Origin of the sequence: Mycobacterium sp. SP-6446 (genome assembly GCF_001954045.1) — a bacterium.
Classification (GTDB): domain Bacteria; phylum Actinomycetota; class Actinomycetes; order Mycobacteriales; family Mycobacteriaceae; genus Mycobacterium.
In genome coordinates this window covers 1-14,876 of sequence record NZ_MBEM01000067.1, presented here as the reverse complement: position 1 = coordinate 14,876, position 14,876 = coordinate 1, and the positions used below count along the sequence as shown (strand labels likewise).

Here is a 14,876-nt window from a genome sequence, read left to right as displayed (position 1 = left end):
GCGCGGTCGCTAGTCTCCCCCGCCGCCGTGCCCCTTGCCGTGGCCTTTGCCGGGGCCGTGCCATGGCGGGGCCGGAGGCGGTGCCGTCGGCGTCGGCGGCGGCGCGGGATTGCTGACGGGAACGGGCACGGGCGTGCTGGTGGTCACGGGTTTGGTGGGCGCGTGCGAGGACGACGCATCGAGCGCGAACGCCAGCGGGATCAGGATCAGGACGGCCAAGACCGCCAGGGCACCCAGCACCTTCCTGCGGGTGACCCTCATCGGCGGGACTAGCGCAGGGAAAAACGTGTTCGTGACCAACCCGGGTGGCGGACCGTCCAGCACCTTGGTGGCTGGACGCCGCGGCGGGGCGACCCGCACGCCCGCCGCGGGCGCGATCGGACCGCCGTGCAGGGCGGCCCGCATCTCCTCGGCGCTGTCAAACCGCTGTCGCGGGTCACGGGCCATCGCGCGTTCGATCACCGCTATCAGGCCGGGATGGACGTCGGGCCGCAGCCCGGCAAGTGGGGGCGGCCGACCATGCAAGATGGCGCTGGCCAGCGCGGCCACGTTCTCTTGCGGGAACGGGCGATGCCCGGCGAGCGCTTCATAGCCGACGACACCGACCGCATAGAGGTCGTCGGCCACGCACGCGGGCGCACCGGCGAGACGCTCGGGGCTCAGATACGCGATGGTCCCGACGATGTGGCCGGTCAGCGTGTTGGTGGCCTCCGGGGTCTTGGCGATCCCGAAGTCCGCGACCTTCATGATCTCGCCGCCCGCTGCGAGCAGGATGTTTCCGGGTTTGATATCGCGGTGCAGGATCGCGGCGTTGTGCGCCGCGGTCAGCGCGGCGAGGACGTTGTCGAGCATGGCATGGGTCCGCGCCGGCGAGAGCGGACCGGCGGCGATCTCGTCGGCCAGGCTCTCTCCGGGCAACCGTTCCATCACGATGAACGGTGTGCCGTCGTGCTCGCCGATGTCGTGAACGGCGACGATGTTCGGGTGGTTGAGCGCCGCGGCCGCGCGGGCCTCGGCGTCGAACCGGTTCCGGATGCCGTTCTGGGCACTCAGCACCGGGTGCAGGAGTTTGATGGCGACCGGCCGGTGCAATCGGGTGTCCCAGCCGTCGCGAACCTCGGCCATGCCACCAAGGCCCAGCCTGCTGTGCATCTCGTACCGGCCAGCGAGCAACACGAGAGTATTCATCTGCCCCGCCACTCTGTGCGACTTCAGTGACGATCGCGCGACCGGCCGCAAAATCGCCGAAGGGGGGTTACCCCGGCATCGGCGGCCCAAAACGCGAGCGAAGAGGCCACACCAGCGCGGCCGTCAGAATGCGTCGGGATTCTGCTGTACCTCGACCGGCACCGGGTGCTGGTACAGGCGCGACGCGTTCTCCCAGGTGAACTTGCGGATCGCATCGGCCGGTAGGTCACCGATTTCTTCGTGGATCGTTTGTTGAGTGTGCGGCCACGTCGAGTCGCAATGTGGATAGTCGGCTTCCAACATGATGTTGTCCACACCGATCCGGTCGCGTTGCACGAACGAGGACTTGTCCTCCACCGCGCAGAACCAGAAGTTGCGGGTGAAAACCTCTGCGGGCGACAGACTCTCGCCGAGCGCCTGCCAGGTGCCGTACATTGCGTGATAGCTGAGCATGTGATCGAGGCGGTCGAGTAAACCTGCCACCCAGCCGATTCCGCCCTCGGACAAGCAGATTTTGAGTTCCGGGAACCTGCTGGGCAGGCCGGAGTACAACCAGTCGACCGCCGCCGAGATCGCGTAGGCGAAGAACAGCACGCCCTGCACGTCCGGCGGCGCGTCGTCGGTGGTGGACGGCGACGAGCCCGACGAACCGATGTGGAGATTGACGACGGTGCCGGTCTCGGCGCATGCCGCGATCATCGGATCCCAATGACCCGAGTGGATGCTCGGCAATCCGAGCATCGCGGGGTTCTCGCTGAACGTCACCGCGTGAAATCCACGCTCGGCGTTCTCGCGAATCATCTGTGCGCCCAGCTCCGGGTCCAGCAGCCACGGCAGCTGGCAGGGAATGATCCGTTCGGGATAGGACCCCGCCCACACCTCGAGGTGCCAATCGTTCCAGGCGCGCACGGCGGCCAGCGCGAGGTCGCGATCCGTGGTCACCTGTTGCAGCCGCTGCCCGGCGAACCCCGGCAGGAACGACGGAAAGTTGAGCGATGCGTAGATGCCGTTGAGGTCCATGTCTTTGACGCGCTCATGGATATCCCATGCGCCCCTGCGCATCTCGTCGAATCTGACGGGCTCGAATCCGTATTCGGCCACCGGCCGCCCCACCACGGCGTTGAACCCGACATTGGGCAATTCGCGGCCGTCGTAGACCCACGTCTGCCCGCCTTCCGCGGTGTCCACCACTTTGGGCGCACGATCGGCGAACTTGCGGGGCAGGCGTCCGGCGAACGTATCCGGCGGTTCGACGATGTGATCGTCCACCGAGATCACCGTGTAGCGCCGGGGTGCGCGGGGCGGGTCCGGAAGAAACGTGACGGCGCGATCCTCACCGGTCCTGGCGGTGGTGAAGTTCAGATTGGCGGCCAACTCGTCGATCGATTTCATGGTCTGCGATCGCCTTTCACGTCGAGTGTGCGGTGACGGCTGCGAGTGTGTGGTTGCGCCGCCCTCCGTGCACACTCGACGGCGGGTTCACCTGAGCACATCGGGATCGGCCTTGATGGCCATGCGGACCGCCCCCGCCCAGTACACGTCGGCGGCCCGTTCGATCAGCGACCGTTGCATGCCCGCCATGTCCGGCCAGGTCATCTTCACCGGCGCGGCGCCGGTGAGCATGACGTCGTAGGCCAGCTTGCAGACCCGTTCGATCGATGCCGCGCGATAGACCGCTTGGGCCAGGTTGCTTCCGGTCGCGATGACGCCGTGATTGGCCAGAATCGTCAGGTTGGCGCCGCCGATGCGGGCAGCGAGATCGGCCGCACGGGCGGGGGTGTCGATTTCGCCGTCGTACGTGTCGACCAGACACAGGTCATCCAGAAAGAGCGCACCGGTCTGGTGCACCAATTCGGGCAGCCTGCCGAGCGCGGCCAGCACGCAGACATAGTAGGGGTGGTTGTGGATGACGACCCGGGCGTCTTCGCGGACCCGGTGCAGTTCGGTGTGGATGTGGATCGCGGGCGTCACGTCCCAACGGCCCCGCACTACCCGCGCGTCGCCGTCGACCACGCAGATATCCGAGGCGGTGAGTTCGGCCCACCACAGTCCCCACGGGTTGACGAACATGTCGGTGTGCCCATCGGGCTGCCAAGTGATGTGTCCGGCCATGTTCTCGGCGAAGCCAATGCCGGCCAGGTGGCGAAACGCCACCGCGAGCGCCTGCTCGTCGGACAGTTCCGGGATCGGGGGCACCACGGAGGGCGCCCACACCTCCAGACCGCCTCGCCGTGCCTCAGGAGCGTTCATGATCGGCCTCCATCCTTACTCGGATATCGCGGCGGAGCTCGCCTTTGGCGATCTTTCCTCCGGACGATCGGGGAAGTTCGTCGACGACGATGAGTCGTTCCGGCAGCAGTTCCTTGGAAACCCCCAGTGCCAGCAGGTGGTTGACGAGTTCGGGCAAGTCGATGGCCTGCGAATCTGCGAGTTCGGCGTAGAGGCAGACTTTTTCGCCGAACACCGCATCGGGCATGGCCACCGCGGCCGCGAGCGCGATCGCGGGGTGCGTCATCACCGCGTCCTCGACCTGTGCGGCGCTGATGTTCTTGCCGCCTCGCACGATGAAGTCGGATGTTCGGCCCGTGACACTCAGGTAACCGTCCGCGTCGATTTCGCAGATGTCGCCCATGCGCATCCAACCGTCGCTGGTGAACAGCTGGTCGTGGTCGATGCCGTCGAGGTAGCCCAGGCTCGTCGCCGGGCCGCGGCATGCGGGCTGCCCACGCCCCGTTCCGGTGACGTCGCGGTCGCCGTCGAAGAGCCGGACCGCCATCTCGGGCACGATCCTGCCCCCGGTGCGGAGCCGGCGCTGCGGCGAGTCGTCCAGCGTGGTTCCGCTGAGCAGTCCGGTCTCGTTCGAGCCGTAGAACTGCAGAATCTTTGCGCCCGTGAGTCGCTCGAAGTCGACGGCAGGCCGATACGGTAACGCCTCGCCGCCGGCGAAGACGACCCGCAAGGTGCTGAGGTCGTACTCCCGGCAGGCGGGGTCGGCCATTAGCATCGTCAATTGCGTACTGACACAGCACAATACGGTGACGCGGTGCTGGGCTATCGCCTCACATGCGGTCTTCGGTGCGAAGCGTTCCAGGATTACCGCGGTGGCACCGAGGTGGATCGGCGTGGTGTGGCTGGTCCATATTCCGAAGCCAAAGGGCGTGGGTATGACCGGCAAGAAGATGTCGTCTTGCGTCAGCAGCCCGTTCGCGACGGCCTTCTGGTGAAAGTAGAACCACCGATTCTGCGTGTGCACGACGCACTTGGGCAGCCCGGTGGTCCCGGACGTGGAGTTGATCAGGAAGACATCGTCGGCACCGAGCCCGGAATCGGTGCCCGGTGAGCTGGGCTCCACATCGATGTCCAGGCGCAGGCCGCCGGCGTCGTGACTCAAGGTCATCGACTCGATGGTCATACCCGCTGCGAGCTCGCGCCGCTGGTGGTCGCTGATCAGGACCTTTGGCCGCGCAGCGCGCAGTATCGCGGCGACCTCGCGGGTGCCGGCGCGCGCGCCGACGCCGACGACCACCGCGCTGCAGCGTTCGATTGCCACGAACAGCGCGTGAATCGCCGCGGAGTCGCCGTGCCAGACCGCGACTCGATCCCCCCGCGCGATGCCGGTGGCGGTCAGTTGTTCGGCCAGATTGGTTGCCGCATCGTCGAATTCACGCCACGTCAACGACGTGCCGGCGTGGTCGACATAGGCGGGACGGTCCGGCGACCGTATTGCGTTGCGGCGTACCGCATCCGACAGCGTGGTGTCGGACCACCAGCCGGCCGCGCGAAACCGGGCCGGGTCCTCGTCGCTGAAAGCCGGCGAGCCCACGGTGTCCAGCCCGCCGGCGCTCATTCCCAAATGATAGGAAAAGCGCGCGTCGTTTTGGCAGCCACGTACTGGTGGGGAAGCGACTACGGAGTCTGAGCGCCAGAAGAAGCGTGTTGGTGGTCGTGCTGAGTGCCGGCACGCGGGTGCGGGGTGGGACAAGTTTGGAACCGAAGACACCCGCAGTTCCAGCCGATGATGCAGCCGCCGCCACCGACAGGTTGCACCGGCAGCGCGCCGCCACCAGCGGGGCTGTGCCCGGGCGACGGGGGTGCCGGCGCCACACCGGATGATGCGCTCGTTGCGACGGTCAGCGGCTTGTCGAAATCGCCAATACCCGCGACGGCCAAGGTAACAACGGCCACACCGCATATCGCGGCCACCGTCCCACCTTTACGGCTCAACACAGGTTCCAACTGTAGGTGCTGGCCACGGGATGCGCAGAAGTGAAACCGGAGGGAGGGAGGCAGCCTCACCCTTCTCGTCGACCGCTCGAGCGTGAGGAGCGGACGCTGGTCGCCGCCACGCCGCGCAAGTTGGGAGCCCCGACTGTAAAAACGCTGTCAAACTCCCGTTAAAACACTTCGCTGCCATCGCGGATCGGCGCGGGGCCTGCGAAAATTTTGGGCATGCCCACCATCGAGACGCGCCTCCGCGAGGAGTTGCGCAATTGCGCCGTCGAACTGCGGCGGCTGGCATACACGATGCCCCACGGCGTGGGCGAGCATGATCTGCTGCAACTGTCGGACCGGATGCACACAGCCGCCGACCATGTGGTCCGCAAGGGTGCCTAGCCTCCCTTGAGGCGAATCTTCCAGCGCACGAAGCACAGGTAGAAAACGCTGATCACCACCAGCATGGCCATGTCGAACCACCAGGTGCCGGCATTGTGATGCCAGTGTGAATCCTTCGGCACCTGGGGTCCGGGCTCCAGGTGAATCAAATTGACAGTGGAGGCCGACGTCGCGAAACCCCACCGCGCCGGTGTGGCCCAAGACATCTGGTCCAGCCCGATGCGCGCGGTCACCGGAATCATGCCGCCGGAGAACACCAGCTGCGACATGACCGCCACGACGAGCAGCGGCATGATCTGGTCATTGGACTTGGCGATGGCCGACAGCGCCAACCCGAGCATCGCCGAGGCGACCGTCGTCGCCGCGACATCGACGAACAGCTCCAGTCCGGGCTTGCCCAGCGCCGCGGCGCCCTGGGTCGGGCCACCCTTGCCGAGCAACGTGATGGCGGTGACGATCGCCGACTGAACGATCGCGAACACGGTGTAGACGCAGACCTTCGCCAGCAGGTAGGCGCTGGTGGACAGCCCGACCGCCTGCTCACGCAGGAAGATGGCGCGCTCGCCGATGAGATCCCGGATGGTCAGTGCCGTCCCCATGAAGACCGCACCGACGTTGAGCAGCACCAAGATCTGCCCGGGCTCGGTCGGCGCGTCACCCATGGGATTGGGAATGCCGAATCCGACGTCGCCGGGCACCGACATCGACAGCGAGCCCATGATGAACGGCAACAGCGCAAGGAAAGCAAAGTAGCCGCGGTCGCTGACGATCAACCGAATCTGTCGCCGCGCGATCGTGGAGAACTGCCGGACGAGGCTGGTTTGCGGCGGATCGCCCAGCTCGGCGGGTTTCTCCGCCGGTGGCGGCGGCGGGGGCGGGCCCGTCTGCGCCAGGTACCGCGCTTTGGCCGCGTCGGGGTCGCCGGCGACCGAACTGAAGATGTCGGCCCAGTTGGTGGTTCCCATCGCCGGGCCGATTTGGCTGGGCGGCCCGCAGAACGCGGTCTTGCCGCCGGGGGCGAGCAGCAGAACCTGATCGCAGACGTCGAGGTACGTCAGCGAGTGGGTGACCACGAGGACCACCCGGCCCGCGTCGGCCAACTGCCGCAGCATCGTCATGACCTGCCGGTCCAGGGCGGGGTCCAGACCGGAGGTCGGCTCGTCCAGGATCAGCAGCGACGGCCCGGTCAGCAACTCCAGGGCCACCGACGCGCGCTTGCGCTGGCCGCCCGACAATTTGTCCACTCGCGTCTGCAGGTGCTGGCTCATCTCGAGTTCCTCGAGCACCCGGGCCACCACCTGGGCACGGTCCTCCTTGGTGGTGTCCGGCGGCAGCCGCAGTTCGGCCGCATACATCAGCGCCTGTTGCACGGTCAGCTGACCGTGCACGACGTCGTCCTGCGGCACCATGCCGATTCTGCTGCGCAGCGAGGCGTATTCGGCGTGAACGTTGTGGCCCTCGAAGGCCACCGTGCCGTTGGTCGGGCTGGTGTACCCGGCCACCAACCTGGCGAACGTCGACTTCCCGGCGCCCGATGGACCGATGACGGCCGTCAGCGTTCCGGGCAGCGCGCCCAGCGAGATGTCGTCCAACAGCGTCTTGTTGTTGTCGATCGTCCACGTCACCCGACGCACGTCGAGGCCACCGGTGCGCGTCGCGGTCGCGGCCTCGTCGCGGCGAGCCAGCGTGCCGCCCGCGAAGACAAGGTCGATGTTGCCGATCGTGACGACGTCGCCCTCCTGCAGCACCGCCACGTCGACCCGCGATCCGTTGACGAAAGTGCCGTTGATGCTGCGGTTGTCATGAATCTCGGTGCCGCGCGGCGTCGGGATAAGGGTGGCGTGGTGACGTGATGCGAGGACCTCGGGAATGACGATGTCGTTGTCGTTGGCGCGGCCGATCTTGATCGCGCCGGGCATCGACTCCGCTTTACCCGGTCGCAGGATCTTCAACATCGAGGTCGCAAGGTTCGACGCATCAGCGCTGACGCGCATGGTCTCGGGTCCGGCCGCGGGGGCCGGAGCCGCTTTCGCCGGTGGTGCCCGGTAGATCTGCGGTGCCGAGTGCGACCCGCTGGGCGGAGCGGCCGGTTGCCCGCCGGTCGGGTAGCGCGGCTGCGGCCCGGACGGGGATGTCGACAGCGGACCCGACGGCTGGACCGGTTGCGGTCCGGTGGGCGGACGCGTCGGCGGCGACCGCAACGGCCCCGACGGGGAGGGCTGGCCCGTCCAGGGGGACGTGACGGTTCCCTGTCGGCCCTGGACCGGTGCTGGGCCACTCGGTTCGCTCGACGGGCTGAGCAGCGGAATCGACGTCGTCAAGGGTGGGCGCCCGGCCGAGCCCAGGTGGCGACCGACCTCGAAGGCCAGCGCCGGGCCGTCCGGATTTCCGATGTTGACCCGCAGGCCGTCCAGGATGTCGACGGTCGGCACCCGCCGGCTGTTGACATAGAGGCCGTTGAGGCTGCCATTGTCGATTGCGACCCATCGGCCCTGGTCGAATCGCACCAGCAGGTGCGTGCGGGATATCAGGGGGTGGGCAACGCGGACATCCGCCCGCAGGTCACGCCCGATCACGACATCGTTGCCTGCGGCGAAGGTGCGCTCGGCTCCGTCATACCGCACAGTCAGCACAGGCGGGGCTGGTCGGCTCATTGCGCCAACTGTATCGGCTGGCGGCAAGCGCAGGGCAAGTCATCGCGACGTTTTCGATGGCGAAACCGCGGGTAACCCGCCGTCCATGCAGCACAGCGACAATGACTTCCCCGACGACGTGCCCGTCGCGGATGCCGTTGAGCAACAGCAGCCGACCTCCGGTTCGCCGGCCGACGAGGACGACGCCACATCCTGGCCGGACGACGGCGACGTGCCGCTGGAGGCGGCCCCATCCGACTGGCAGGAACAACGTGAGACGGTCCTGATCGACCCGGAACTCGAAGAACGCGAGCAGTACGAATAGGCCTGCGGCGCGAGAGCTTTCGCGGCGCCTGTTCGGCCGCTATCCGGCGGCGGCGGTGATCGGGGGCGTGCGCCACCCGCTGCCGGGGCCGGTCGTGACATCCTTGACGAAATCCCCGATGTAGCGGATGGCACGCCGCCCCTCGGGCAGGATGTCGGCCGCCAACGGAAAGTCGTGAATCTGCCCGTCCCAAAGATGCAAATCGCAGCGGATCCCACTGGCTTCCAAGCGCTTCGCCATGAGCTCTGCGTCCGGGAGCAACAGCTCATCGGAGCTGGCGTGGATGGTCACGGGAGGCAGCGAGGACAGGTCGGCGTCGACCGGTGAGACCACGCGCGCCTTGGAACTCCCTTTGCCCACCGGCAGTTGCACTTCGCCGAGGTATCGGGCGAACATCGACAACGCCCCGCGGGTGAACATCGAGCACTTTCGTGCGTTTCGATGCTTGAGCTTGCGGGCCGGATCCGGGTCAGTGAATGGCGAAACCGTCGCGATTCCAGCCGGTTTCGCAAGGCGGTTCCGGATGGCGGCCAGCGTGGTCATGAACGCAAGGTACCCGCCGGCGGAGTCGCCCGCCACGACAATTCGGTCATCGTCGTAGCCCTGCTGCTGCAACCAGCGCAGCCCGCTGAGGCCGTCTTCGATCGCGTCGCTGATTTGATGCGACGGCAGCTTTCGGTATCCGACCGTGAGCACACCGGCGTCGGCGGCCTTCGACAAGCGACACACCACGGAGCGGTGGGTGTTCAGGCCACAGGTCAGGAACGCCCCGCCGTGCAGGTAGAGGATCGCGCGCGCCGGAGACGCCCCTCGCGCGCGAATCCATTCGGCCCCGCAATGTTCGAGTTGTATGGGTTCGATAGTCGCCGACGAACGAAAATGTGGCAGCAAACCGGCCATGCTGTCGACGTATTCCAACGGCCAGCGCAGATGCGGCTGAATTGCCCAGGCGCGCACCGCGTTCTTCACGATCAACCGGCTGGCCAACGAAACGGCAACCGATTGTGCGCTGTGCCGGTGGTGAATGCGCCGATTGCTCACGTTGCGCGGCAATGAACGACGGCGAAGCTTCGGATCCCTTGTGGCCATTGGCAACAACTCCTATTTGGACGAGCGGATACCCGGCCTACGGACCGTGAAAACTCTGCGTAAAGCCTGTGGCAAAGTCGGGTTTCTCACTGTTTACGCGCGCGAAAGGCGGGTATTCCGGCTTTATCTATGCGCGCGGCCAGCACGATGGCCCAAGATATGGGCATGGACGCAATCGATGGTCGGCTGCTGTCGGACCGGGTCGCGGTGGTCACCGGAGGTGGTGGCGGAATCGGCGCGGCGACCGCGCGGCTGTTCGCCCAGCACGGCGCGCGCGTCGTCATCGCCGATAGCGACACCGAACTCGCGCAACGAACGGCTGACGACATCGCGAGCCGCGGGGGTTCTGCGCTGGCGGTGAGCACCGACGTTTGCGACGCCAATCAGGTTGTGTCCTTGGCGCAATCGGTGCTGGGTCGCTATGGGCGGATCGACATCCTGGTGAACAACGTCGGTCATTGGCTGCGTCACCCGGGCAACTTCGTCGACACCGACCCGCAACTGTGGGATGAGCTCTACCGCATCAACCTGCACCATGTTTTTCTCGTCACCCACGCATTCCTGCCGGCGATGATCGGCCAGCGCGCGGGTGCGATCGTCAACGTCTCGTCGGTCGAAGGATTGCGCGGTTATCCCGAGGATCCGGTCTATGCGGCGTTCAAAGCGGCAGTCATCCACTTCACGCGCAGCCTCGCGGTCCAGGTCGGCCGGGACGGAGTGCGGGTCAACGGCATCGGCCCCGACGTCACGGAATCGCTGCAGGTGCCCTACTCGCAGTGGCTATCCGCCGAAGAGCAGACGCAGTGGCCGCAATGGGTTCCCGTCGGCCGGATGGGCCTGCCCGAGGACCAGGCGCGCGTCATCCTGTTCCTGGCGTCGGACCTATCAGCGTTCGTCACCGGCCACACCATCCCGACCGACGGCGGCACCGGCGCGGCAGGCGGATGGTTCCGCTCGTCGCGCCGCGCCGACCGCGAATGGACGAATCGCCCGATCGCACCCTGAAGCAGCGGTTAACTTCCGGGGACCGAGAGCGTGGCTTGCTGCTCGACCTGCAGGCCCTGTTGCTCGTCTTGCTGGGCTTGCTGAAGGTCCAGTTGTTCTTGCTCTTCGGCTTGCTGTTCGGCCTGTTGCATTTGCTGCTGGGCCTGGAGCTGTTGTTGCAGTTGGGCTTCGTCGTCGTTCCCGTCGGCTACGACGCGGGTAAGCGCTGATCCCCCAACGGTTTTGGCGTCATATCGCGGAGTGTGGAATAGTGCGAGCATCGCAAACGTCGCGACACCGGCGAGAATCGTTTGCACCAAGACGCGTTGCTTGTTCGCCGCCATCACGCTACTTTGCGCGTTGGTGTTAGCAGGAACCTGGATCGCAGTTAGCGATCCGCTGTGAGATCACACGCTTTGCGTGGCTCGAAATCGGGCTTGTTCGTGGATCACGGTGACCGGAATACCGTTGAGGACACCGTTGCCGGACGGCTCGTCGACGAACGCCGGCGGGGACAGCACGTTGGTGTTGGCGCCGGGCGAGCTGTTGGCCACGGACATGCGGGTGCCCGGCTTGCCGTGGCCCCAGCCGTGCGGCATCGACACCACGCCGGGTTTGATCGCGTCGGTGATCTCGATGGGGACCCTGATCTCGCCGGCCTCCGATTTCACCGTGACGACGTCGTCGTCGGCCACACCGAAGCGTGCGGCGTCGTCGGGATGGATCAGCAGCGTGCACCGGTCCTTGCCTTTCATCAGCGCGGGCACGTTGTGCAGCCAGGTGTTGTTCGACCGCAGGTGTCGCCGGCTGACCAGCACCAGCGGCTCGGCGGGGCGTTCCAGGCGCGCGGCCAGCCGCGGCAGGTCGTCGAGGAGGTATTGCGGGGCGAGCCGGATTTTCTTGTCGGGCGTGGCCAGGATGTCGGGGAGCTGAGGCACCATCGGCCCGAAGTCGATCCCGTTCGGGTTGGCCTTGAGCATGTCCAACGTGAGCCCGCCCGGGTTCCGGCCGTACTGGTCCCCAAAGGGGCCGGTTCGCAGCGTGAGGTCGAGCATCCGTTCCGGGCCGCCTTTCAAACCGGCATCGTCGTAGAGCTTGCGGATCTCCGCGCCGTCGAGGCCGCGCGTGAACGCCAGGTAGTCGAAGAAGCCGTCGTCGATCGCCGCGACGTCGACGTCTTCGGCGGGTGTGCCGGTGCACAGGCCTGTCAGCCGGATCAGGATCTCCCATTCGTGCGGGCGATCGCCCGGGTCGAACACCGGGGCCGAGTAGTTCGCGATGCTGCGGATTGCAAACAGCAAGATGAGGTCGTCGTGGTGTGGTTGCTCGAGCGGCGAGAGCCCCGGCAGGATCACGTCGGCGTGCCGCGTTGTCTCGTTGAGCCACAAGTCAATCGAGATCATCGCGTCCAGCATCGGCAGCACCTCGTCGAGTTTGTCTCCCCCCGGCGTGGACAAGACCGGGTTGCCCGCGACCGTGATCAGCGCCTTGAGCTGCCCGTCGCCCGGCGTGGCGATCTCTTCGGCCATGCACGACACGGGCGCCTGGCCGAGAACTTCCTTCGCGCCGCGAACGCGCGTGTGCCACCGGCCGAATTCGGGGGCGCCGCCCTCCAGGCCGGGCAGCGGCTGTGAGGTGATCGACCAGGCCGCCGGCTTCGGGAACATCGCGCCGCCGGGCGTATCGAAATGGCCGATCAAGATGTTGACGACGTCGACCAGCCAGCTGGCCAGACTGCCAAACTCCTGATTGCACAGGCCGATTCGGCCATACACCACCGACTTCTTGGTGCTTGCGAGCTCGCGGGCCAGCCCTCGGATCCGATCCGCGTCGATCCCGGTGACGGAGCTGACCCGCTCCGGCGGCCAGTCGGCAGCGACCCGGCGCATCGTGTCGATGCCGTCGACGTGCGGTCCGGGGTCGATCAGGTCTTCGTCAAACAGCGTGTGCGCGACCGCAAGCAGCAGCGCCGCATCGGTGCCCGGCACGATAGGAAGCCACTCGTCGGCGCGGGCGGCGGTCAGCGTGCGCACCGGATCGATCACGATCACCTTGCCGCGTTTGCGGATCGCTTCGATCAGGCCCATCACGTTGGGCGCGGCCAGCAGCGATCCCTGCGACGCGGCGGGGTTGGCGCCCATGATGACCATCAGGTCGGTGCGTTCGATGTCGGGCACCGGGAAGTTCCACCAGAGGCCGTACATCAGGTGCGAGGAGAGGTTCTTGGGCCACTGGTCGACGGTCCCCGGCGAATACGTGACGGGCATCCCCGACATGCCCAGCAGCACGCCCGCGTAGCGGGCCAGCGAGAAGGAATGCGCCAGCGGGTTGCCGGTGTAGGCGCTGACCGCGCCGATTCCGTACTTTTCGATGACCGGCGTCAGGAGCTCGGTGCAGCGGCGAAACGCGGCGTCCCAGCCGACCTCCTGCCAGCGGCCGTCGACCTTGATCAATGGGCGGCGGATGCGGTCCGGGTCGTCGTGCAGCGCGGCCAGTGACACGCCTTTGGGACAGATGTGTCCGTGGCTCCACACGTCATCGGGATTGCCGCGGATGCTGGTGACCTTCCCGTCCGTGGGGCCGCCCTCGACGTGAATCTCTAAGCCGCACATGGCTTCACACAGTGGACAGGTACGCAGATGCCTGCCGTTATCGCCGGTCGTCACCCACCCACTGTATTCCGCTACTCCCCGTAGCGGAAGTACCCAAAAAGCACGGCGCTCGCTGATAAACCGCTGATGATCGGGTCTGAGACACATTTGAATCTGACAAGTCGGCTGTACAACCGTGAGACGCCGACCCTAGCGTCGGGTACATGACCGACCCGCAGGACCTTGAGTACCTCCGCCGCGAGGTACTCGACCGGATCGATGCGCATCCATTCGAGGACTGGTCCCCCGCCCTCTTGCGGGCCATGATCGCCGTCTTCGACCTCGACGGAGTCACACCCGCCGGCGGCCACGGCTTCCGGCCCTACGTCATCAGGTAACTCGGCACGCCTCCGCCGCGCATGACTAAAGTCCCGACGATGGAGATGTGGGAACTGGTCGCGCGCGAGCGGATCCGCGACACCCTCGCGCGGTACAACTGGTCGGGTGATGCCGGCCGGCTCGACGGACTTGCCGAAACATTCTGCGCGGACGGCATTCTCGAGATTCGGGGGTCCGAACTACTGCGCGGCCGATCCCAGATCGCGGCCTTCCTCGGCGGTGTCACCGGCAACTTCGCCGACAACGTCGACGGCAAGCCGGTCGTGCGGCACAACGTCGCCACGGTGGTGTTCACCGGCCTGACCCCCGACGAGGCCCACGTCGAGTCGTACTTCACCGTGGTCACCCATATCGGACTCGACCATTTCGGTCGTTATCGCGACGTCCTGGTGCCCGCCGGTGATACCTGGCTGATCAAGCATCGCAAGGTATCGACAGATTGGGCGGCCCCCGCCTCGGTCATGGCCCGACGGCCACCGAACGTGTAATCAGTGCGACCGGCGTCGGGTTGGGCTCAAGGGGTGATTGCAACACTTCGTAGTTAGGAAGTGTTGATGGCGGCTCATTGGTCGTTGACGTCGGTTCAGCGTCGGTTTTGGGTGCTGGTGGCCTTGGGTGTGCCGCCGAGTGTGGCTGCGCCGATGGTCGGCGTGTCCAGTGGCTGTGGGCAAGCGTGGTTCCGCAGATTCGGTGGGGTGAACCCGCAATTGAGCGATCCCAAGGGGCATGTTCGGCCGCGGTTGTCGATGGGTGAGCGTGAAGAGATCATGATCGGTACTGCCAAAGGTGATTCGATTCGGGCGATTGCGCGCCGGTTGGGGCGGTCACCGTCGACGGTCATGCGCGAGATCGATTGCAATGGCCGCTGTCATGGAGCGATGGGCCGCTATCGTGCCCTGCATCGGTTTGGCGCCAATCGAGGCGGCTGGGATGCCAAGTCGGGTTATCGGGCCAGCATCGCCCAGGCCCGCAGCGAGGCGCGGGCGCGTCGTCCCAAGACCGGCAAGCTAGGGCGCTGCGGCGAGCTTCGTGCCGAAGTGGAAGCGTTGTTGG

At 66.4% G+C, this 14,876-nt stretch carries 14 protein-coding genes; 7 read left to right on the top strand and 7 right to left on the bottom strand.

Annotated features, from left to right (window positions below):
- Positions 1–9: 9 nt before the first annotated feature.
- The 4 genes from A5736_RS05575 to A5736_RS05560 form a co-directional block, all read right to left on the bottom strand.
- Positions 10–1,188: a serine/threonine-protein kinase gene (locus A5736_RS05575; protein WP_076244998.1), complete on the bottom strand. Its 1,179-nt coding sequence runs from the start codon at positions 1,186–1,188 to the stop codon at positions 10–12.
- A gap of 123 nt (positions 1,189–1,311) precedes the next feature.
- A complete protein-coding gene (locus tag A5736_RS05570; protein WP_076244996.1) occupies positions 1,312–2,580 on the bottom strand; it encodes an amidohydrolase family protein in 1,269 nt (422 codons plus the stop codon).
- An 87-nt stretch (positions 2,581–2,667) separates the two neighbouring features.
- Positions 2,668–3,438: a class II aldolase/adducin family protein gene (locus A5736_RS05565; protein WP_076244995.1), complete on the bottom strand. Its 771-nt coding sequence runs from the start codon at positions 3,436–3,438 to the stop codon at positions 2,668–2,670.
- A complete protein-coding gene (locus tag A5736_RS05560) occupies positions 3,425–5,035 on the bottom strand; it encodes a class I adenylate-forming enzyme family protein (RefSeq protein ID WP_076244993.1) in 1,611 nt (536 codons plus the stop codon). The genes A5736_RS05565 and A5736_RS05560 overlap by 14 nt, the downstream gene beginning before the upstream one ends.
- Positions 5,036–5,637: 602 nt before the next feature.
- Between A5736_RS05560 and A5736_RS26245 the strand changes: the two genes are divergently transcribed.
- Positions 5,638–5,802 (top strand): hypothetical protein, encoded by a 165-nt coding sequence (locus tag A5736_RS26245; protein WP_175611199.1) that lies wholly within the window; start codon positions 5,638–5,640, stop codon positions 5,800–5,802.
- On the opposite strand, the gene A5736_RS05555 is transcribed toward A5736_RS26245, so the two are convergent.
- Positions 5,799–8,456 (bottom strand): FHA domain-containing protein, encoded by a 2,658-nt coding sequence (locus tag A5736_RS05555; protein WP_083667180.1) that lies wholly within the window; start codon positions 8,454–8,456, stop codon positions 5,799–5,801. The genes A5736_RS26245 and A5736_RS05555 overlap by 4 nt on opposite strands.
- 85 nt (positions 8,457–8,541) lie before the next feature.
- On the opposite strand from A5736_RS05555, the gene A5736_RS05550 reads away from it, so the two are divergent.
- A complete protein-coding gene (locus A5736_RS05550) occupies positions 8,542–8,760 on the top strand; it encodes a hypothetical protein (protein ID WP_076123073.1) in 219 nt (72 codons plus the stop codon).
- 39 nt (positions 8,761–8,799) lie between these two features.
- Here A5736_RS05550 and A5736_RS05545 read toward each other — a convergent pair whose 3' ends face one another.
- Positions 8,800–9,849 (bottom strand): alpha/beta hydrolase, encoded by a 1,050-nt coding sequence (locus tag A5736_RS05545; protein WP_076244991.1) that lies wholly within the window; start codon positions 9,847–9,849, stop codon positions 8,800–8,802.
- Between the two features lie 159 nt (positions 9,850–10,008).
- Between A5736_RS05545 and A5736_RS05540 the strand changes: the two genes are divergently transcribed.
- Positions 10,009–10,854, top strand: coding sequence for an SDR family NAD(P)-dependent oxidoreductase (locus A5736_RS05540; protein WP_254848292.1), 846 nt, complete (start codon positions 10,009–10,011; stop codon positions 10,852–10,854).
- Positions 10,827–11,063 (top strand): hypothetical protein, encoded by a 237-nt coding sequence (locus A5736_RS05535; protein ID WP_076244990.1) that lies wholly within the window; start codon positions 10,827–10,829, stop codon positions 11,061–11,063. The genes A5736_RS05540 and A5736_RS05535 overlap by 28 nt, the downstream gene beginning before the upstream one ends.
- Before the next feature lie 177 nt (positions 11,064–11,240).
- Here the strand turns inward: A5736_RS05535 and A5736_RS05530 are convergent, their stop codons facing one another.
- The gene (locus A5736_RS05530; protein WP_076244988.1) at positions 11,241–13,499 is read right to left on the bottom strand and encodes a molybdopterin-dependent oxidoreductase; all 2,259 of its coding nucleotides are present in this window, start codon (positions 13,497–13,499) and stop codon (positions 11,241–11,243) included.
- Positions 13,500–13,648: 149 nt separating this feature from the next.
- Between A5736_RS05530 and A5736_RS26240 the strand changes: the two genes are divergently transcribed.
- The 3 genes from A5736_RS26240 to A5736_RS05520 all read left to right on the top strand — a co-directional run.
- On the top strand, positions 13,649–13,822 hold the full coding sequence (locus A5736_RS26240; protein WP_175611198.1) for a hypothetical protein: 174 nt from the start codon (positions 13,649–13,651) through the stop codon (positions 13,820–13,822).
- Positions 13,823–13,861: 39 nt separating this feature from the next.
- Positions 13,862–14,311 carry a nuclear transport factor 2 family protein gene (locus A5736_RS05525; protein WP_076244987.1) on the top strand — a complete coding sequence of 150 codons (450 nt, stop codon included), beginning with the start codon at positions 13,862–13,864 and terminating at the stop codon, positions 14,309–14,311.
- 207 nt (positions 14,312–14,518) lie between these two features.
- The coding region (locus A5736_RS05520) for a helix-turn-helix domain-containing protein (RefSeq protein ID WP_175611197.1) at positions 14,519–14,876 on the top strand (358 nt) is incomplete at its 3' end.